This is a genomic window from uncultured Porphyromonas sp. (assembly GCF_902489635.1).
GTDB lineage: Bacteria > Bacteroidota > Bacteroidia > Bacteroidales > Porphyromonadaceae > Porphyromonas.
The window spans coordinates 73,182-93,324 of record NZ_CABUAN010000003.1; the positions used below are offsets into that span (position 1 = coordinate 73,182).

General features: G+C 50.7%; 10 protein-coding genes and 1 tRNA gene. 8 read left to right on the top strand and 3 right to left on the bottom strand.

The annotated features are described in order from the left end of the window. Positions 1–173: 173 nt before the first annotated feature. Together RDM37_RS01275 and RDM37_RS01280 are read right to left on the bottom strand one after the other, a co-directional pair. Entirely contained in the window at positions 174–4,733 is a 4,560-nt protein-coding gene (locus RDM37_RS01275; RefSeq protein WP_308554486.1) for a choice-of-anchor J domain-containing protein, read from the bottom strand. Positions 4,734–5,183: 450 nt separating this feature from the next. Continuing rightward, positions 5,184–6,179: a hypothetical protein gene (locus RDM37_RS01280; RefSeq protein ID WP_308554488.1), complete on the bottom strand. Its 996-nt coding sequence runs from the start codon at positions 6,177–6,179 to the stop codon at positions 5,184–5,186. A gap of 1,150 nt (positions 6,180–7,329) precedes the next feature. Here RDM37_RS01280 and RDM37_RS01285 point away from each other — a divergent pair. Further along, entirely contained in the window at positions 7,330–9,642 is a 2,313-nt protein-coding gene (locus RDM37_RS01285; RefSeq protein WP_308554490.1) for a TonB-dependent receptor, read from the top strand. A gap of 151 nt (positions 9,643–9,793) precedes the next feature. On the opposite strand, the gene RDM37_RS01290 is transcribed toward RDM37_RS01285, so the two are convergent. Continuing rightward, a complete protein-coding gene (locus RDM37_RS01290; RefSeq protein ID WP_308554491.1) occupies positions 9,794–11,671 on the bottom strand; it encodes a hypothetical protein in 1,878 nt (625 codons plus the stop codon). A 295-nt stretch (positions 11,672–11,966) separates the two neighbouring features. Between RDM37_RS01290 and RDM37_RS01295 the strand changes: the two genes are divergently transcribed. From RDM37_RS01295 to tsf, 7 genes are all read left to right on the top strand, one after another. Next, complete coding sequence (locus RDM37_RS01295) at positions 11,967–13,316, top strand: Ig-like domain-containing protein (protein WP_308554492.1); 1,350 nt, start codon at positions 11,967–11,969, stop codon at positions 13,314–13,316. A 261-nt stretch (positions 13,317–13,577) separates the two neighbouring features. Continuing rightward, positions 13,578–13,651, top strand: a tRNA-His gene (locus RDM37_RS01300). 340 nt (positions 13,652–13,991) lie between these two features. Further along, complete coding sequence (gene ppdK, locus RDM37_RS01305; protein ID WP_308554494.1) at positions 13,992–16,721, top strand: pyruvate, phosphate dikinase; 2,730 nt, start codon at positions 13,992–13,994, stop codon at positions 16,719–16,721. 455 nt (positions 16,722–17,176) lie between these two features. Continuing rightward, positions 17,177–17,632, top strand: a complete 456-nt coding sequence (rplM, locus tag RDM37_RS01310; protein ID WP_299369733.1) for a 50S ribosomal protein L13 — start codon at positions 17,177–17,179, stop codon at positions 17,630–17,632. A 14-nt stretch (positions 17,633–17,646) separates the two neighbouring features. Further along, a complete protein-coding gene (gene rpsI / locus RDM37_RS01315; protein WP_293964205.1) occupies positions 17,647–18,033 on the top strand; it encodes a 30S ribosomal protein S9 in 387 nt (128 codons plus the stop codon). A 245-nt stretch (positions 18,034–18,278) separates the two neighbouring features. Continuing rightward, entirely contained in the window at positions 18,279–19,172 is an 894-nt protein-coding gene (gene rpsB / locus RDM37_RS01320; protein ID WP_308554497.1) for a 30S ribosomal protein S2, read from the top strand. 11 nt (positions 19,173–19,183) lie between these two features. Beyond that, complete coding sequence (tsf, locus tag RDM37_RS01325) at positions 19,184–20,008, top strand: translation elongation factor Ts (RefSeq protein WP_308554498.1); 825 nt, start codon at positions 19,184–19,186, stop codon at positions 20,006–20,008. Positions 20,009–20,143 lie beyond the last annotated feature (135 nt).

Genomic DNA, 20,143 nt, shown 5'->3' on the forward strand with positions numbered 1-20,143 from the left:
CTACTCGTTCCGTTGTCGTACAATAAGACGAGTGCAGGTGGCGAGCTCTCGATACGAGAAAAAACTGACCTTTACGTCTCTATTTTTATGGTTCAACCGCAGGCTGAAAAGATAAAGTGGGGGCGCATCGTTTCACACAATGCGCCCCCACTGAAGTGTTGAGGAATGTGGATTTATCCTTGGATGATAATTTTCTTATTCATTCCATTGATGGTCACCATATACACGCCTGCCGGCAAGTAGTAGGTGTGAGTATCCTGAAGGATTCCCGAGTGTATGGTTTTGCCATCTATAGAGTAGATGACCACTTCGCCCGGATTCAAGGTGCTTATTGTGAGCTTGTTGCCATCGACGATGAATTTGACCCCCGAATCTGAATCAGCCTTCAAGTCTTCTAAGCCACCCGTGTGATGGCCTACGTAGATGGGAAAGGAAGCCTTTGACTCGCCTCTGTTGTAGAGCACAGAGACTTGATAGCCATATTTCCCATCGGGCAGGTCGTGGTCGATGTATGTTGTCTCGGTCAACAAGTCACTGTTCAGTTTCAGCCCATTTCGGAAGATGTTGTAACCACTCACCTTTAAGGCGTAGAGGCCAGAAGTGTAGCTGATGTCATCGACTAAAATGCCAGTCTTTAACGATGCTGTATACCTGATGGCAAAGTATCTTGCATCGTCGGGTAGTGTGACAGAGACTTTTTCCCAGTCGGCGGGTGCCTCTTTTTCGACGATTTTCTTAAACTGGTCAGGCTCTTGAGTCGTCGAGGAGTACATGATTTCATAGGTCTCGCCTGTAAGATTGGGGTTGATTCTTTGGATGTAGAAGCTCATATCGGTCCCTCCCTTCACTTCGGGCGAAATAAGGTAATCATTGTTGTATGGAGTTGCGCCGTCAATGCTCACGTTGGCATACCATGAGACGAAGCACTGATTGCCGCTGCGTGGCTGCAGGTGAGGATAAGCCTCTGGGGTCACGCCCTCCAGCAGGCTCGGATTCCACACTTGGAAAGCCTGGTTTTTGCCCGTGTTAGGAAACTCGGGAAGGTCGGTCAGTTTTCCAGCGCCTAAGCCATCGCCGTCATAGGTGATCCAATTGCCGATGTAGTCGAGGATAAAGGCGTCATAGCCCTCTACGCCCTCCACTGTCGCTTGGTCGGCAGTAGGAAGGACGGGAGCTTCCCAATCTATAACAATGTCATTTTGATTGCTTTCGGCAGTCACATGCTCAACCCCAGGATACCATGAATCCTTGACTTTGGTATAGGCGTGCCCCGAGCGATTGTTGCCCGGCTCCTGGTCGGCAGAGAATGCGATTTCGGCATAGTAGTCGCATTCTTCCCCGGCTTTGGTGGAATAGATTAAGGACGGGATTTCAATTTCCTTGATCTCACCAGGCGTGATGGGTTCTCCAGCCAGCGAGTTGACGAGGGTGCCATCCTGATAGAGATTGATCTTGTAGTCATCAACTTCCTTCAGTCCTCTATTGAAATATTTCACTGAGTAGTAGCAAGTGTCGTTCACATGAGTCTCAGTTGGACCATTCAATTCCGAGATTGCCAAGTCTTCTTCATATTGCTCGTCGATATGTATGTTGTCAACGTAGTAGTACATCCAATCGTTGTCGGTTGACCCTCTCAAGCCTATCTTGATGTGGCTGTATTCTTTATACGGAGCCAATGGAATGCGGTGCTCCACCCAGCCATAGACTGGATAGGCTGCCGTAATCGTATCACTAACCACCTCGAACTCGCCATTCTCAGGGGCAACTTCAATCACGACCTTTGTTGCGTGATTGTCGCTCTCTACTGTTGAATCCAGCCAGTGGAACATGAAGAAGCTGAACATTGGCTTTTGGGCTTTTTTCAGGCAGATTGCTGGCGAAATGAGCCGGCTGTCGACTTCATTGTCTCCAGCGATGTTGTAGAATTTCGTCATTCCATTATCTTGGTCTTGAGAGTAGACTCCGCCCTCTACATCATCTCTGATGCACTCCCAGGAGAAATAGCCGTTTATCGCTTTAATCGTCCATGGTCTGATGTTGAATTGCCCATCTGGGAATGATTCGCTTACGGGGAAGTCATGAGGTTTCCCGACCACAATGAAAATGGGTTCTACTTCACTGCTGCCCGATTTCGTATCGGCTGTGACTGCATAGTAGAATGCGTCTTGAGCGCCTGCGAGCTCTTTCTCGATTTGGCTATCGGTGTAGTTGAGTTTCTTCAGGCTGGTTGCGACCTGCACGAAGTTTTTCGCGTCAAGGCTGCGCCACACAGAATAGGTGACTTCATCACGATTGAAGTAGCCACCGTGTACGCCTTTTTCGGGCTGTGCCCAAGTCAATTTCACGTGTAAATTGTTATCGATGGTCATGGCCTTCAAGTCACGCACGGGTTCTGAGATGTCGTGCCCTACCCAAACCTTACGCGACACAGGCAAGCCCTCTTTACCGTTTATACGCGCCATGACCTGATAGGTGTATTCTCCATCTTGAGCAGGCTTGTCCACATCGTCAACCTGCTGCCCTGGCGAGACGGGAATCGTTTTCACCAATTCATTGTCGCGATAAATCAGCATGTCGAATAGCTCAGGCATGTCATGCCCGTTCAATCGTAGCCTGGGGGCTTTGAAAGAGATTTTTGCCGACACCTCGCCGTTTTCGGCAGGTATAACGCTCAAGTTTGCCACCGAATCGGGAAGAGCGGTTTCAATCCCTTTCTCTACCTTCACGTCGAATAGGTTGAAATAGAAGCTCTCTGGATCGTTATAGTTATAGAATCCCACGTAATAGATGCTGTCCTTTGGCACTTTGACGCTGGCATGATACTCCGTTTTCCATGGGTCGTGAATGCCGTTGAGGTCAAGAATCGTTTGATGGTCAGCGGGATTGGGTGATGTTCCGATGGTAACTTTCAAGTTGGAGGGAGCGCCCATGTTGACATTGAAAGTGAGGTTGTACAGGTTTTTCGCATCCAGGTGGATGGCCGGAGTAATCAGCCAGTCGTTGCCTTGATGCTGCTTGTCAGAGCAATATTGCATCAGCTTTTCGTCTTCTTTCCAGAACCACATGCAGGTGTTGTCATGCCCGTCTTGATCAACATCAATAAAGGTATATAACTGGTTGCACAATTCCCCGTTGCTGAAATTGTCGTAGAAGGGCAGCTCATAGGCTCCCACAGACAGCACCTCGTTGGAGTAGGAGGTACCCCCATCGCCTTTGTCAGAGACCGAGGTCACGCTATATCGGTACTTTGCAGTGGCAGAGGGTATGTCTTCGGTGAAAGAGCTTGCCCCAACTTCTGTTTGCGCCACGGACACTCCGGTGTCGCTGCCGTCATATCTCATGATGTTATACCTCAATGAGGCTGGGTTGATGTAGCCATCGCGAAGACCCTTTTGTGGCGCTTTCCATGTCAAGCTGGCTTTTTGGTCATTGATTGCCAACTGCACATCCAAGGGGGCTGCGGCAATATCTGTACCGATATAGGTAGTGAGCGTCGATTTGCTGCTGCTTCCATGCTCGTTAGAGGCTTGAGCGTAGATTGTGTACAGGCTTTCTTGGTCAAACGACACGTTATCTTTTTCTACTTTTGCCCCAGGATGAACAGTTTCTTGCAGCAACACTTCATCTCCACAGAAGATGGTGACCTGCACATCATGAGTCAAGGCACTGCCGCCGGCTGCCGTTTGCGGGGCCACGCACGATAATTTTCCAACGGTCGCCCCCGCCGATGCGGGTTCAAACTTCAATTCGGTGACCCTTGCCGGAGCTTGAGCATGAATGGAGTCTTTAAGGATGTAAAGACCTATCATTTCCTCAAGATTAGGCATGTCGTCAATTTTGTATGCCGTGGCCGTTTGGGTATTGACTTGATAGAGGCCCGACTTCTCCTCTTCCATATATGCCCAGTAGAGCAGATTGGTGTTGGGGTCGAAAGTCAGTCCCTGGGCGTACTTTGGCGTCAGTCCTGTCTCGCCTATATATTCCGATTTTCCATTTGACTTGTCAATCGTGTAGAGCTGTCCCGTATCGGCGATGCCATAGAGCGTCCCGGTGCTTGACGCGGCCAGGGCAATGTAGGGGCGTTCCACGTCACACACTTTGGTAAACGTTCCGTCAGCCGTGTTCAGTGTGCTCAGAGCCATTCCGCCCTCATTGGTGAAGGTGATCCCGTAAATCTTTCCTGATTCTGGGTCGTAGGATAGCGAGGAGGAGTAAGGCACATTGTTCCACTCGGTGGGTGGCGTGAAAATGTTCTCGACTTCCCAAGTGTCAGTTTTCACGACGGTGCAGGCAATGTACGCCACCATGCCAAATGCCTGTTCGACATTGAATAAGTAGTACTTATCACGGGCATAAACGGCAGCATTCGCTTTGAAAAGCTTGTCTACCTTGATGGGGGCGAACTCAAAACCGCTTTTTATCGGCAAGCTGTACATGCCGTAGTCGAGTTTGTCTTGAGTCCATTTTTGAGAAAACACCATGCAGCCGTAGAGTGCAGTGTTGTCTCCAATTGACTTGACTTGCGTGGGAGACATCGAATGCTCTTTGCGTCTTGACAGCCACGGTGTGGCTTGGTCAGAAGCAGAAGAGGACAGTTGGCGCTGAAGTCCGGTAAACCTCGCCTCGTTGATTGACTGGCGAGTTGGGCTTGGAGGATTGATCACGCTCGATCGCTGTGCATACAGATGCTGCGAAATCAAAAGCAGCATCAGAAGTCTTAACCAAAGTTTCATAGACTGTTTCATAGACTAAAGGGTTAATAGATACAGAAAGAAATTTTGACGAGATAGGCACACGTCGTATTGCTTGGCTCAGTCAAAATGGTTACACTGGACGAAGTTATGGAAATATTCCGTTCTTAGCAAGTTTTCAATGAATTGATACTGAAAAAAATATGATTTGATCTTGAATGTCTGTGATTCTTACTAGACTTTATGCCAAGAAGCTTCGCTTTTTCGCTTCCATTTGAACATAGGAAGCAGGTCGTCATCCGTCAGGTTGTTCCCCGTCCCGCTGTCCTACCACAACTAGTCGACAGCTTCATTACTGGGAGCTTCATAAGCTACTCTCGGACATCAACCAAACCAAGTAGAGACTATTAATAATCTATGCCACAGTCTCAAATGTAGCTTGTGTGGAAACTCACCAGAATGAAGCCCATTCGGTTCAAGAGCGTTATCGCGTTATGCCGCTTTCTTGGCTGATCGCTTATGATGCCAAGCGAGGTAGCCTCCGATCAGGATGAAGGTGATGAGGATGGCTATCATCTCGCCGATATGCTCTAGCGGAGCAATCCAGATCTCGTTGAAGAGCTTGTTGCGCCCGAGGATTTCCACAGGTGTCCAAAGGACGATGACGGCTGGGATCGCCATACGTATGTTGGCACCCCACTGCTTGCGGGCGAGTTGCTTGCGAAAGATGAAGAAGAAGCCAATGAGGCAGCCCATCCCCACGGCGATCGTTACGGGATGGCTCTGACCGAGGAAGCGTGGATCGTAGCAAAACATCAGCAGCAAGTAGCAGGTCCACAGCAGCATCATCGTCTCCATAAAGGTCACCATAGCAGGGTGGCGTGTCATACCCAAGCGCACCACGAGGTCGCGCTTCTTGCCGAGGAGTACCCGCTGACACCAGAGCATAAAGTTGCACCCCGTACGTACATTAAATATATAGAGTAGCATGATCGACACCCAGAAGCCAAAAGTCGCTGGCATCAGTAGGTACTCCGGTCTAGTCACGACGATATCCTTGATATCGTGCATGTGCTGTACCGGTACGCCATCGATAGAGAGGACGGGGTTCGCCGCTATCCCCTGCACGTAGGTCGTCGTAGTGGTTACGACTCCATTGACAATCTCTGGGTGGGCACCGAAGCGCTGAGCGTAGTACATAAAGAGGAACTCGACCCACCCAGTCCATAAGAAGAGACCCCCGATGAGGCCACAGATCGTCTGAGGAGTATCTTTCTTAGCAAAGACACCACACACAGCGATTATCAGTCCTAGTAGCCCCAATCCGAAAGCACTGTATGGCAGTGCAGCGGGTGCTATGAGTAGCTCCATGAGGATCATAAAGGCGTGTCCTAGAGGCATCAAGCATAGGACGAGAAGGAAGGAGAGCAGCGACTGCCTCCATGCGAGCTTAGGCTGCAAACTAGCTGATTGCATAGATTTATTCATAAGGTTGTACCATGGCTTGTCGTGAATAACGACGCAAATGTACGAAATAGATTCGATATAGTTACAGTAGTGTACTAAAATCGCAGGGATGACGCATTATATACAATGAACTCATCGACCTCTCTACTCCTCGCTTGTCGCTAATGTGTAGCTCCTGAAAAAACGATGATGAAGCATCAGCCCTGGCTGGGCAAATTCAACGCAGGATTGTTACAATAATTTAGAGCCGGCTATATATCGAAACGGCACTCTGTCGGAGAAAACTGATTTCCACGTGGAGATTTTGAAATATCCAGGTGGAGAATTTTTATTTCCCAGGTAGGAAATAAAAAATTCCTCGGAGGAATCAAATGAAACTTCGGAGGAAATGAATGACGCCCACGTGGAAAATAAAAAATATCCACGTGGAGATTTGAGATTTTCCACGTGGATATTCGAGAAAGGAGGGAATCGGACGAATTTCCCCGTAAAGATATGTAAATAGAGATTAGTGGTTAGAGGTTAGAAGTTAGAGGGCAGGGGTGACACATTATATATAGTGACCTCATCTATGCCTTGCTTGTCGCTCATGTGTAGCTCCTGACAGAGCGATTATAGAGACTGTTGCATAAAGGCGCATCGCTGTGTTGCTTTCGGGATTCGGCTTCGGTTACATACTGATGTATGCTCCCTTCAGACCTCACCCTCAGTGCCTTGCGCTTCATCCTTTCTGCAAAGTCTAGACAATCTTGCAAGCAAGATTGTGAGACTGTTGACTTTTGCAACAGTCTCATTATAATGCGTCAGCCCTGACTAAAATCGTCTTCTCTTCGTACGAATGCTTTCTCAATTATGGGGTCTCTCTGAATAGCCACGTGGAAAACTCCAAATCTCCACGTGGATGTTTTTTATTCTTCACGTGGGCGAGAAAAAACTCTTCGGACTTATCATTTCATTCTTCCGAAGTTTTATTTCTTTCCTACGTGGGAAGTCTCAAATTCCTACCCAGGGAATCGTAATTTCCTACTGAGGAAATTGTCCTCCCTGACAGATGTTTCGCTAAGAGGCTCATCCTATGGCTGCCTGCCCATACGCTCTCTCTTTGCAACAAATAGGGTGTTAAGTCGTCTTCACAATAGAATCACATTAATAAACAAGTAGGCCACAAACTATGAGTAGCAAGAATTACCTCCGTTTGTGGGGAGTGATAGCACTCCTCCTCATCTCCGCAGGCGCACTGCGTGCACAGACCATCACGATCCAGGGGCGCGTACTCGCTAGTAGCGACTCGACCGCGCTCATTGGGGCTAGCGTCGGGCTATTTGACGACAAGGGGCAGCTAACCGCAGGCGTCTCGACAGAGAGCCAGGGGCAGTTTGTCTTACAAGCAAACCCACAGGTGGCTAGAGAGCTGCGGATCAGCAGCGTAGGCTACACACCGATCACCATCGAGATAGCGGGCGATGCACAAGGGGTGATCACTCTCGGCACGCTCTACCTGTCGGAGGATAGTCAACTACTAGATCAGGTGGTCGTGCAGGGAGCGCGAAGCCGTGTAGACAAGATGCTACTCTTCCCCAAGCAAGCAGAGCTGGCGCGCAGTCAGGACTTCCTCAGCTTGCTACAGACCATGCATCTACGTGGTCTGACCATTGACCTGATGAACAAGCAGGCGACTATCCGTGGCGGGGCGGTGCAGTGGCAGATCGATGGCGTGCCCCGCACGATAGAGGATGTGCAGAGCATCGACCCTGAGCGTATCCTACGCATTGAGTACTCTGACATGGTCTCAGCGCGCTACACCGATCGGGGTATCGGGGGCATCGTCAATGTGATCCTCAAGGAGCGTCTGCATGGAGGCTCCGTCTGGGCGCAGGTGGAGTCGGCACTGACGACGGGCTTTGTCAATGGAGCTTTGGGGGCTCGCTATGATCGGGGGCGTCACTCCTTTACACTCGACTATAACAATGGCTTCCGCAACTACCGCAAGCGCTTTGCCTACCTAGAGACGAAGTACATAGCTCCGCATCAGGAGCTGATCCGCACGGAGACGCCTGAGGCTAGCCCCTTTGGTTATTTGGTTCATGACCTTAACTTCTCCTATTTATATAAGCCCAGCGAGCGACAGCAGTTTAGTGCTACGCTACGCAATGAGTTCGTAAATTACCACAGCAACTCGACCTCGCAAATAACGCAGAGCGACAGCGACCCCTTTCATAGGGAGTCTAGCGTCAAGGAGCGTAGTTACACGCCAGCACTCGACCTGTACTATGCCAATATGCTGAGCAATGGGGGCAAGCTGGAGGTCAATCTCGTAGGCTCTTACAGCGGTGGCCATCGAGACTTCTTGCTACAAGATAAGATGCCCACGCAGCTACGTGAAGTGCAGAACTCTGTCGACGTGAGCCGCACGGCCCTCATCGGGGAGGTGGTCTACAACCATCCTTTCAGCAGTCACTTCATACTCGCCACAGGCTTGCAGCATACGACCGCCTACTCGCTCAATAAGTATGTTGAGGTGACGGACAATCTACTGGAAAACAACAGCTACCTCTTTGCTAATGCACAGGGGCAACTCGGTAAGGTGCAGTACAGTATCGGTACGGGTGCCAAGCTCTTTGTCGTGCGGGATGCGACCGACCGAAAGAGCTTCGTGCGAAATCAGAGTACGCTCTCGCTTTTCTACAGCCCGATCAACCATCTGACGCTCGTCCTCAAGTCTACCTACCTGCCGACGCTCCCCTCGCTGAGTATGCTCTCACGGGTGCGACAGCGTGTGGATGACCTGATGGTGACGAGTGGCAATCCAGATCTCAAGGCAGCTCAGTCGCTCTACAACCGACTCGGGGTCTACTACCAGACGGGCCTCTTCACGAGCAATGTAGACCTCTCAATAAACAATACGTGGTCGCCTATCCTCTGGGATGCGACCTACGATGCGACCGGCGGATACTTCCTCATGCGTGCTACGAATGGACGCTACAATCGCCAGTACAGTATCTCTTGGCAGGGCGGGCTAAACAACTTGTGGAACTTCCTGACGCTGCAAGGCACCGTGCGCTACGATATGTTTCGCACGCATACGGGTATCGCCGCCTACAAGCTCAACAGTCTCTACTGGGATGCTAGCGTGATGATGAGCTACAAGGGGTGGACGCTCGGCTACTCCTACGTTCATCCGCAGTGGACGCTGTCGGGGCATACGAAGTCGCTGGGCGAAAACTCCTCCCGTCTGATGCTTCTCTACAAGTATCGTGACTGGAGCTTCTATGCGAGCTGTATCTTCCCCTTTACGCCACGTGGCTCCGAGTACCGCAGCGAGTCTCTCTCGCCCGTCATACCCAGTACGAGCCACGTTTACATCCTAGACAACCGCAATATGGTGACTGTCGGGCTTTCTTGGCGACTGAACTTCGGTAAGCAGCTCCAGCTCATCGACCGCACGCTCCAAAACAAGGACTCCAACGAGAGCGTCGTCAAGTAGAGACTGTTGCAAAAGTCAACAGTCTCAAGTATCGAGCGGGATACTGCACATTAATGCGTCGAGTAGCTCACTCCTTGTAACGCAACAACGGATGCCCAGACTGCTCTCTGGACATCCGTTGTCAAGTAAAGTAAGATAAGCTTAGTACAGCCTAGGGCACTAGTAGCTTATAGATATAGTATGCCCCCAGATGCTCTACACGTACTATGTAGTTGCCAGTCTGGAGTGCGCATGGATCGCATCTAAAGCCCTCGAGGCTCCATACCTCATACTGGTCGTACTCGCCGCCCTCAATCTGGAGACAGCCATGGTCTACAGATACACGATAAGCGTCGGCAGCAGTGGTAGGTCTCTCGACAGAGGCCCACTTGTCAAAGGAGAGCATGCGACTATCTAGGACTGTCTTAGAGAAGAGCGACTCGTTCGATAGATCACGGCCGATGAAAGCTAGGATCTTCAGATTCTTTAGATCTCCCGTATAGAGCGTGTCTACATGGACGGTATAGCTCTTTGTAAACTTCTTCTGACTGTCAAACTCTATGGGATCCCCAACGAAGTCGGTCAGAGAGCGTACGTAGACATTCTGATGTATATAGCCTTCAGGCGCGTTGAGCTGATCGTGGGGCTTCACCTGATCCTCAAAGAGTGATACTGTGATCCTCAGATCCTCGATGTTGAGATGCTGTAGCTCCTCGATGTCGACCTTAGCTTCAAAAGTCATAGGATCCTCAGTGGGTGTGAGCGTAAAGTCAAAGCGGTAGGGAGAGTAGGTCTCCTTGTCTAGCTGCTTGATACGATCTATTGTGTAGCCCTCGCAAGCATAGCTGAGGCGTGTGATGTCGTACGGGATTCTGTTGAGAGCTAAGTTTGGAGCTGCTTTAGAGTTGCGATACTTACTATAGAGCTCAGTCTCTGGAGTGCTAAAGGGGTCTCCATCGAAATGGTAGGCGCAGAGATTGACTTTCGTATCTGTTCCTTCGAAAGCCTCGAGCGTCGACTTAATCTCTTCGGTTCCATAGCCAACAAAAGGACACCACTCACCCGTCATATACTCTAGGAGGTGCTGGCGCTTAGGCTTGCCCTCAGGCTGATCGTAGAGGATGACTCCGCACTTGAGTTGTTCTGAGGCATAGTCGTTGTCAACGCCGTTGAACTGCAAGATCTGTAGCGTTATATCGCCACTCATCTCAGGGACTACCTCGAAAAAGAGCGTGTCCCTACGCCCCTTGGGGAGGTCAAAGTCGATAGTCTTCTCGATGGGTTGCTTGGTGACACCCGAGAGCTTGTAGGTAATCGACTTGATATCCTTAGAGCCCATATTGTGTAGGTAGTAGTAAGCCTTGACAGACTTACCCGCGGTGGTGTAAAAGTCTTTGGCGCGTAAGTACTCTACCTTGCCACGGCTCGCTGTCGAGACACCCTGCGGAGCTTGGAGATAGACATCCATCGCCCAGTTATTTGCTGTCTTAGTTTTGGACATGTCCATAACTCCCCCACTGTACCATAGGTAGCATCCCTTGGCATGAGGTGGGGTCTTGTAGTCGATGCCTAAGTCCTGAGCAGCAGGTTCACACCACACCTTATAGCCTATGAGGAGGGAGTCGAAAACCGAAACCTTTATTTCCTCATCCAGGGGGATGTAGTTATACCCGAAGTGTAGCGATACTTGCTGGGAGTAAATGTTTTTACCCGTACGCTTGTTGATGATAAAGAGCTCCCCCTCACGCTGCACCGTGTCTGATGCAAAGGTCATACAGGGTTCGACAGCGCGAATTGTATAGCCAGCAAATCCCTCCTCAGGCGTGATCAGAAGGCAGGGACCATAGTAACCTGCATCGCGAAAGCCCATACCGCTATTGGCTTGAGGTGTAATGCGATTGGCATAGCTATAGCAGATGAAGTCTGACGTATCCGTTGTGGAGCCCGGATCTGTCACACTGCTCGTCGTCTGAGCAGTCAGTTGAGTCGTGATCACTCCTGCTAAGAGCAGTGAGAGCATGACTTGTAGTACTCTAGTTGCTTTTTCCATAAGCTGTTTTGAGATGAAATGAATAATTACGCAAAGTGCCGTGTGTGCGACAAATGCAAAGCGTTCGCAAAGATAGACAAAAGCAAAAACATCGCAGAATGTATGATGGACAGATCAAGAGGACGTCTTTGTTAAGTGCCTGACTAGTCTCCAAAGCGTCTGACGCTATCTTTGTGGAGTGTAAGCTCTTGTGTAGGTAGATATATTGTCGTATATTTGCCTGTATCGGGATTGGGACAAGAGTTGCCTCTTTGCCTTCTCTCTAGTAAATAGTTTAACCAGTTATAGAAATACTATGAGAAAGAATCTATGCTTTACCCCGCTGCTGATTTTACTAAGCTTAGCTTTCGTAGCTTGTAAGTCTGACGGTGGTAAAGAACCTGTCTGTATAGCGGTGGCTCCCTCTGAGTTGACCCTAGAGGTGGGGGATATGCAAACGCTATCCGTATCGACAGGAACAAGTGCTCGGGGGCTAGAGGTGTCATTTACGAGTAGCGCGACAGACATCGCCACCGTCGATGTCAAGGGGTGTGTGACCGCCATCAAAGTTGGCTCTGCCACCATCACCGTTCAAGTCGGATCTAGTACGACCTCTGTGCCAGTGACGGTCGTGCCCAACAAAAACGATGCTCCGCAGCAACTACCGCTGATTAAGTTTGACGTCACTTACGACGAATCGGGAAATGTCTCTGATGAGGATATCCTAAACTATGAAAGGAGCCTCGGGCGTGAGTCTCGTCCTATATTTTACTCTGAGACCATCGTCTACAAAGGATTCGTAAATACGAATCTTAGTACCATCACGGGTGCGATCTATGGTCTAGAGCTAGGAGACGGCTCGAAGATAATAGTCGCCTATGGTACAGAGACTATCAGTGACTGCCCCAAGACGAGGGAGATGCTCCGTCAGCTGGGCTTTAGCCACATAGAGGAGCGCTCCGTGGGACTGGATGTGCTAGGCAAGACGACGCCTGGACTCTATGCGATCCATGACAGTGATCCTAGTCTATCCGTCCTGATGTATGACCAGAGTAACAAGGACATCAAGGCCAATATGTACATCCAGTTTAGCCGTATAGCCACTGTCGAGGCGCCACACCCGCTCATCCCGAATGTGGCCGACTTCCCCTCTCTGGAGATCTTTGCCAAGCACGATGTGGATGCGATCAAGGCCTTCGAACAGCGTATCGGCTTCAGAGACTTCAGCGAAGATGAGTCTTATGAGACTAATCTGTGCTTCAACACAAAGAGCGATAAGGAGGACAAGAGCAATCTTGCTTGGGTCATTTATTGCAATGAGTCAGAGGCAGGACCCGCCTTTATCAACTCAGAGGTGACGGGTATCAGTACGCTTCGAGAGCTAGTCTCTGACGAGGTGCGTAACTACCTCAGCAAAAACGGCTTTGACCATAATTACAGCATCACTACGGGCAATTATATCCAAGTCTACAACGCACAGGGAGACCTCTGCCATCTCTTCATGCAGGCGTATGAGGATGGCAATGCCTGTATGATGCAGTTCATCTGCAAGTCTGATCTCGTAGATGAAGAGCAGCAGGTGCGGCTCCAGCTTCCGACTCAATTCGTGTCACCAAAGCCCCTTGCCAGAAAAGGTATGATGCGGAGCATCTCGAGGGCTAAGTGATCGAGTGAAAGGGGTAGCAACCCCTGCTGAGTGAGAAGACGACTAGTGTAGAGGCGGATGGGCGTGTCTGTCTCTACACTAGTCGTATTAAAGGAGAAGGCGGCGAATTGCTTTGCTCGCCAAGTGCAGGGCTGTGCCATACCTCAGGGTGTGGGGTATTGTGAGATCCAAAAAGAATGTGTACCTTTGCACCAGCAAACGTGAAGGGAGGTATCTCTCGGGAGTGGCGAAGTGGCTGCTTTTAGTACGATTGCTACGATGGTGATCATAGCTCAGCTGGTTAGAGCATCAGATTGTGGTTCTGAGGGTCGTGGGTTCGAATCCCACTGGTCACCCTATAGTTTCGCTAGGATTTTTCTTTTCTCTGTTCTAGCGTCACTAATTCGATCAGTTTTTGATTATAACTTTCTTTTTGAGGTTGCTAAGACGTTTGTCTTAGCAACCTTTTTCTTTCTTGGGGAGGGGAGAGGGCAACATTGCATAGCTACATGTTATGGCATTGCGGAGTCGGAGGTATGTCGTAGACAAGGAGATTTTTACTATCTTTGCATCGGATTGTTGTCTAGCAGATTGTATGAGACAACGATATCGAGGGTGACTATCACGGTGGTGACGGTCGCTCAGCTCAATCACTTACTTAATTACGAACAGAATACCAAATATAATTTCCCCCAAATGAAGAACAAGAAGAGAATCTACACCTTTGGCAATGGAAGTGCTGAGGGTAATGCTCAGATGAGAGATCTACTTGGCGGTAAGGGTGCTAACCTTGCGGAGATGAACCGCATAGGTGTGCCTGTACCTCCCGGATTTACTATTTCGACTGAGGTATGTACAGAATATTATGAGCGTGGCCGTGAGGCTGTTGTCGCTGACCTCAAGGATGACTTGATGGCTGCCGTCAAGCATATCGAGACTATCATGGGCTTTAAGTTTGGCGATGTAGAGAATCCTCTTCTCGTCTCTGTCCGCTCGGGCAGTAGAGCCTCCATGCCTGGTATGATGGACACGATCCTCAACCTCGGTCTCAACGATACGGTTGTCGATGGCTTGGCACGTAAGAGTGGCAACGAGCGCTTCGCTTGGGACTCTTACCGCCGCTTCGTGCAGATGTATGGCGATGTTGTACTCGGCATGAAGCCTGTCAATAAGGACGATATTGACCCCTTTGAGGCAATCATCGAGGAGGTCAAGAAGGAGGCTGGCGTCAAGCTCGACAACGAGCTAACGACAGACCACCTCAAGGATCTCGTCAAGCGCTTCAAGGCAGCCGTCATGAAGGCTACGGGTCACGACTTCCCCACTGATCCATACGAGCAGCTGTGGGGCGCTATCATGGCGGTCTTTGGCTCATGGATGAATGATCGTGCGATCCTCTACCGTAAGATGGAGGGTATACCCGATGATTGGGGTACAGCCGTAAACGTCCAGGCGATGGTCTTCGGTAATATGGGCGATACCTCCGCTACGGGTGTGGCTTTCACTCGTGATGCGGCTACAGGCGAAAACCTCTTCAACGGTGAGTACCTAGTCAATGCGCAGGGCGAGGATGTCGTCGCTGGTATCCGTACGCCTCAAGAAATTACAATAGAAGGCTCTCGTCGCTGGGCTGAGCGCGCTGGTATCGACGAGGCAACTCGCAAGGCTCAGTACCCCTCTATGGAGGAGACCTTCCCCGATATTTATGCTGAGTTGAATGGGATACAGCATAAGCTGGAGCAGCACTATCACGATATGCAGGACCTAGAGTTCACCGTACAGGAGGGTAAGCTCTGGCTCCTCCAGACACGTAATGGTAAGCGGACGGGTCAGGCAATGGTCAAGATCGCTATGGATCTACTCCGTGACAAGCAGATTTCCGAGGAGGAGGCTCTGCTCCGTGTCGAGCCAGCTAAGCTCGATGAACTACTGCACCCAGTCTTTGACAAGAAAGCCTTAAAGTCTGCAAAGGTATTGACCAAGGGACTGCCCGCTTCTCCAGGCGCAGCTACGGGACAGATCGTTTTCTTTGCTGATGATGCTGCTAACTGGCACGAGCAGGGTAAGGAGGTGATTATGGTACGCATCGAGACCTCTCCAGAGGATCTCGCTGGTATGAGCGTGGCACAGGGTATCCTCACGGCACGTGGTGGTATGACCTCACACGCAGCTGTCGTGGCTCGTGGTATGGGTAAGTGCTGTATCACGGGTGCTGGTGGGCTCATTGTCGACTACAAGGCTCGTACCGTAACCATCGATGATAAGGTACTCCGCGAGGGAGACTTCATCTCGATCAACGGCTCTACGGGTGAGATCTATGAGGGTCAGGTCGAGACCATCGCTGCTGAGATGGATGCTGACTTCCGCCAGCTGATGGAGCTAGCTGACAAGCACTCTAAGCTCGCTGTACGTACCAACGCTGATACGCCTCATGATGCTGCTACGGCACGTAACTTTGGTGCTGTCGGTATTGGTCTCTGCCGTACGGAGCACATGTTCTTTGAGGACAACAAGATCAAGGCAATGCGTGAGATGATCCTCGCTACAGACACGGAGGGTCGTCGCAAGGCTTTGGCAAAGCTCCTCCCGATCCAGACTGAGGACTTTAAGGGTATCTTCCGTGCTATGAAGGGGCTTCCCGTCACCGTGCGTCTACTAGATCCTCCTCTTCACGAGTTTGTACCTCAGACGGAGGCTGGTCAGGTAGAGCTGGCGAAGGCTATGGGCGTCGAGCCTAAGTTCGTTCACGATCGTGTCGAGCAGCTCCACGAGCTGAACCCAATGCTCGGACACCGTGGCTGCCGTCTAGGCAACACCTATCCCGAGATCACCGAGATGCAGACTCGTGCCATCCTGGGTGCTTGCCTCGAACTCAAGAAGGAGGGCGTCGAGACGCATCCTGAGATCATGGTGCCACTCGTTGGTGTCGTCGAGGAGTTTAAGCAGCAAGCTCGTGTGATCCGTGAGGCAGCTGAGGCTCTCTTTAAGGAGCAGGGTGATCGCATTGACTTCCACATAGGTACTATGATCGAGGTGCCACGTGCAGCTCTGACCGCCGACGAGATCGCTAAGGAGGCAGACTTCTTCTCTTTCGGTACGAACGACCTCACGCAGATGACCTTCGGATACTCTCGTGACGATGTCAATACCTTCCTACCTATCTATCTAGACAAGAAGATCCTTAAGGTGGACCCCTTCCAGCAGTTGGATCAGAGGGGTGTGGGTCAGTTGGTACAAATGGGAGCCGAAAAGGGTCGCTCCGCGAAGCCTACGATCAAGCTCGGCATCTGTGGTGAGCATGGTGGTGATCCCTCATCAGTAGAGTTCTGCCACCGTGTAGGGCTCAACTACGTGAGCTGCTCGCCCTTCCGTGTGCCTATCGCACGCCTCGCAGCAGCTCGTGCCGCAGTCGAGGATAAGAAGTAAGCAGCGCAGATGAGCAGCGCTCTCGTTGCAGAGCACTCTGTTCGCTAAGCTAACTACAATAATAAAGCAACTCTCTGGAGTCGCTCCCTAGGCGGAGTCTCTGGAGAGTTGCTTTCGTTTTGTGGCTCCTGACAGAGCGATTATGATGCGTCAGCCCTGTTATTCTGGTGGGTTTATTGCCAGTTTGCAAAATAGTTGTACCTTTGCGGTGCTGATTATTATCGAAACGAGATAACCAGAGCAAGCTTTTGACCTCACATGAGTGTCGTAGTGGTATCTGTGTCGGTGTATAAGGAGTGCGTCCACGCTCCGTCGATAGCCTACCGACAGGTGAACGGATCCCTCGCGACAGCCCCAGAGTGACTATGTCATGATGACAGGTCTTCGTCGGGGAGCTCGAGGAGCCTGCGCCTAGGGAGATCTCCTTTTGTATTAATCCCAATCAAACTATTAGCGTGAACACATTAAGCTATAAAACACAATCCGCCACCAAGGAGTCTGCTCAGAAGGAGTGGCTCGTGGTAGATGCCGAGGGGCAGCGTCTCGGACGCCTCTGCTCTATTGTTGCTAAGATACTGCGTGGCAAGTACAAGCCCTGCTTTACACCTCATGCAGACTGCGGTGACAATGTTATCATCATCAATGCCGACAAGATCGAGCTCACTGGCAATAAGTGGGACACACCTAGCTATCTGACCTTCTCAGGCTATCCTGGAGGACAGAAGGAGTTTTCACCAAGAGACTTCCAGAAGAAGAGCTCTCGCAAGCTCTTTGAGAAGGTCCTCAAAGGTATGCTCCCCAAGAACAAGCTCGGTGCTGAGCTGCTGACGCACGTCCGGGTCTTCGATGGTCCCGACCATACTATGGAGGGTGTACAGCCCCGTAAGATCGATATCAATACACTTAAATAAATACGCGGTAAACGATGGAACAAATCAATGCTATAGGTAGACGTAAGGCTGCGGTAGCCCGCGTATATCTCACAGAGGGTTCTGGCAAGATAACGATCAATAAGAAGGATCTCGCCAACTACTTTCCCTCATCAATACTTCAGTACATTGTGAAGCAACCTCTCCTCAAGCTAGAGGTGGCTGACAAGTATGATGTTATGATCAATCTTGTCGGCGGAGGCTTCAAGGGACAGAGCGAAGCAGCTCGTCTCGGCATCGCTCGTGCACTGATCAAGATCAACCCTGAGGACAAGGCTACGCTGCGTGCAGCAGGCTTCGTAACACGTGATCCACGTGTCGTAGAGCGTAAGAAGCCAGGACGTCCTAAGGCTCGTAAGAAATTCCAGTTCAGCAAGCGTTGATGGTGCTGGGGGGATGCTATCGCAGCGTGAGCGACTCATTGTGGTGCTCTTCCTGTGGTACTGCACACCCCGCACGATCTCTCGCGTTTAGTATCTAAATTGCATCGATGGCGTACTAGAGGTTAGACTTTAGAAGTTAGAGATTAGAGGTTAGACCTTAGTTGTCTCTTGCTTCAGTCTATACAGTTGCCCTACCCTGCAATTGCTTATTTCACAAGAACGTAAACGAAAACACAAAGACTATTATGTCACAAGTATCATTTGACCAGCTACTAGAGGCTGGTGCACACTTTGGCCACATGCCACGTAAGTGGAACCCCGCTATGGCTCCCTACATCTTTATGGAGCGCAACGGCATCCACATTATCGACCTGCACAAGACTGTCGCTAAGATCGATGAGTGTGCTGAGATTATCAAGAATATGGCCAGCTCTGGCAAGAAGATCCTCTTCGTCGGCACCAAGCGTCAGGCTAAGGACGCTGTCGCAGAGCTCGCTAAGAGCGTAGGGATGCCCTACGTCACAGAGCGTTGGCCGGGTGGTATGCTCACCAACTTCCCCACGATCCGCAAGGCTGTCAAGAAGATGGCTCAGATCGACAAGATGCGTGAGGATGGCACCTACAACAACCTCTCCAAGCGTGAGCGTCTGCAGCTCGATCGCCAGCAGGCTAAGCTAGACAAGAACCTCGGCTCTATCCGAGACATGAACCGTCTGCCTAACGCACTCTTCGTTGTAGACGTTATGCGTGAGCACATCGCTGTACGTGAGGCTCAGCGTCTAGGTATCCCCGTATTTGCTATCGTCGATACGAATGCTAATCCCAAGGATATCGACTACGTCATCCCAGCTAATGATGACTCTACACAAGCTATCGAGCTGATCATCTCGGCTATGTGCCAGGCTATCAACGAGGGGCAGGTAGAGTACAAGGCTATCAAGGCTGAGAAAGAGGCTGAGGAGGCTGCTGAGCTAGCACCCTCAGGACGTCGCCAGCGCACAGGTGCTCGCCGTGAGCGCATCCGCCCCACCAATGCTGAGGCAGAGCGTGAGGAGGAAGTTGCTGAGGAGGCAGCTCCCGAGACTGTAGAGGCTGAAGAGACTGCTCCAGCTAATGAGGAAGCAGCTAACCAACAATAATACTATACACCATGAGCGTAACAATTGAAGATATCAAGAAACTTCGTAAGATGACCGGCGCTGGTCTCTCTGACTGCAAGAATGCACTCAACGAGACTGCCGGAAACTTTGAGGAGGCTATCGAGATCATACGTGCTAAGGGTAAGGCTGTCGCTGCCAAGCGTTCTGATCGTGAGGCTGCTGAGGGCTGTGTCCTAGCAGCACACAGCAAGGGCTTTGCGGCCATCGTGTCACTCCAGTGCGAGACTGACTTTGTTGCTAAGAACGAGGGGCACATCGCTCTCACACAGCAGATCCTAGACGCTGCTATGAAGGAGCAACCCGCCACTAAGGAGGATCTGCTTAAGCTACCTCTAGCTGATGGGCGTGCTGTCGCTGAGCATATCACCGACCGCATCGGTAGCACGGGTGAGAAGATGGAGCTGGGCAACTATGAGTTCCTCAAGGCTCCCTACACCACGTCCTACATCCACTTCGGCAACAAGCTGGCTGCTATCGTAGCTTTCAACGAGGCTATCGATGATGAGATGGCTCGTGAGGTAGCTATGCAGGTAGCGTCTATGAATCCAGTCGCAGTCTGCGAGAATGACGTACCAGCTCACGTCCTCGAGGAGGAGCGCAAGATCGCTATGGATCGTGCTCGTGAGAGTGGCAAGCCTGAGGCTATCTGTGAGCGCATCGTAGAGGGCTCCATCCAGAAGTTCTACAAGGAGAATACACTCCTACACCAGCCTTTCGTACGTGACCCCAAGATGGATGTCCAGGGCTACCTGCACACTGCATCTAAGACTCTGACGGCTACAGGCTTCAAGCGTGTCAATCTAAACGAAGACTAAATCAATACTGAGGATAAGTAGTCGCTTTCCGGCGGCTATGAAGCCTAATTGAGAAAGCCCTGTACACCTTCATGGTGTGCAGGGCTTCGTTGATGTTAGGGGGCGCTATAGATGTTTTGCTTTCGCTTGCCTTGG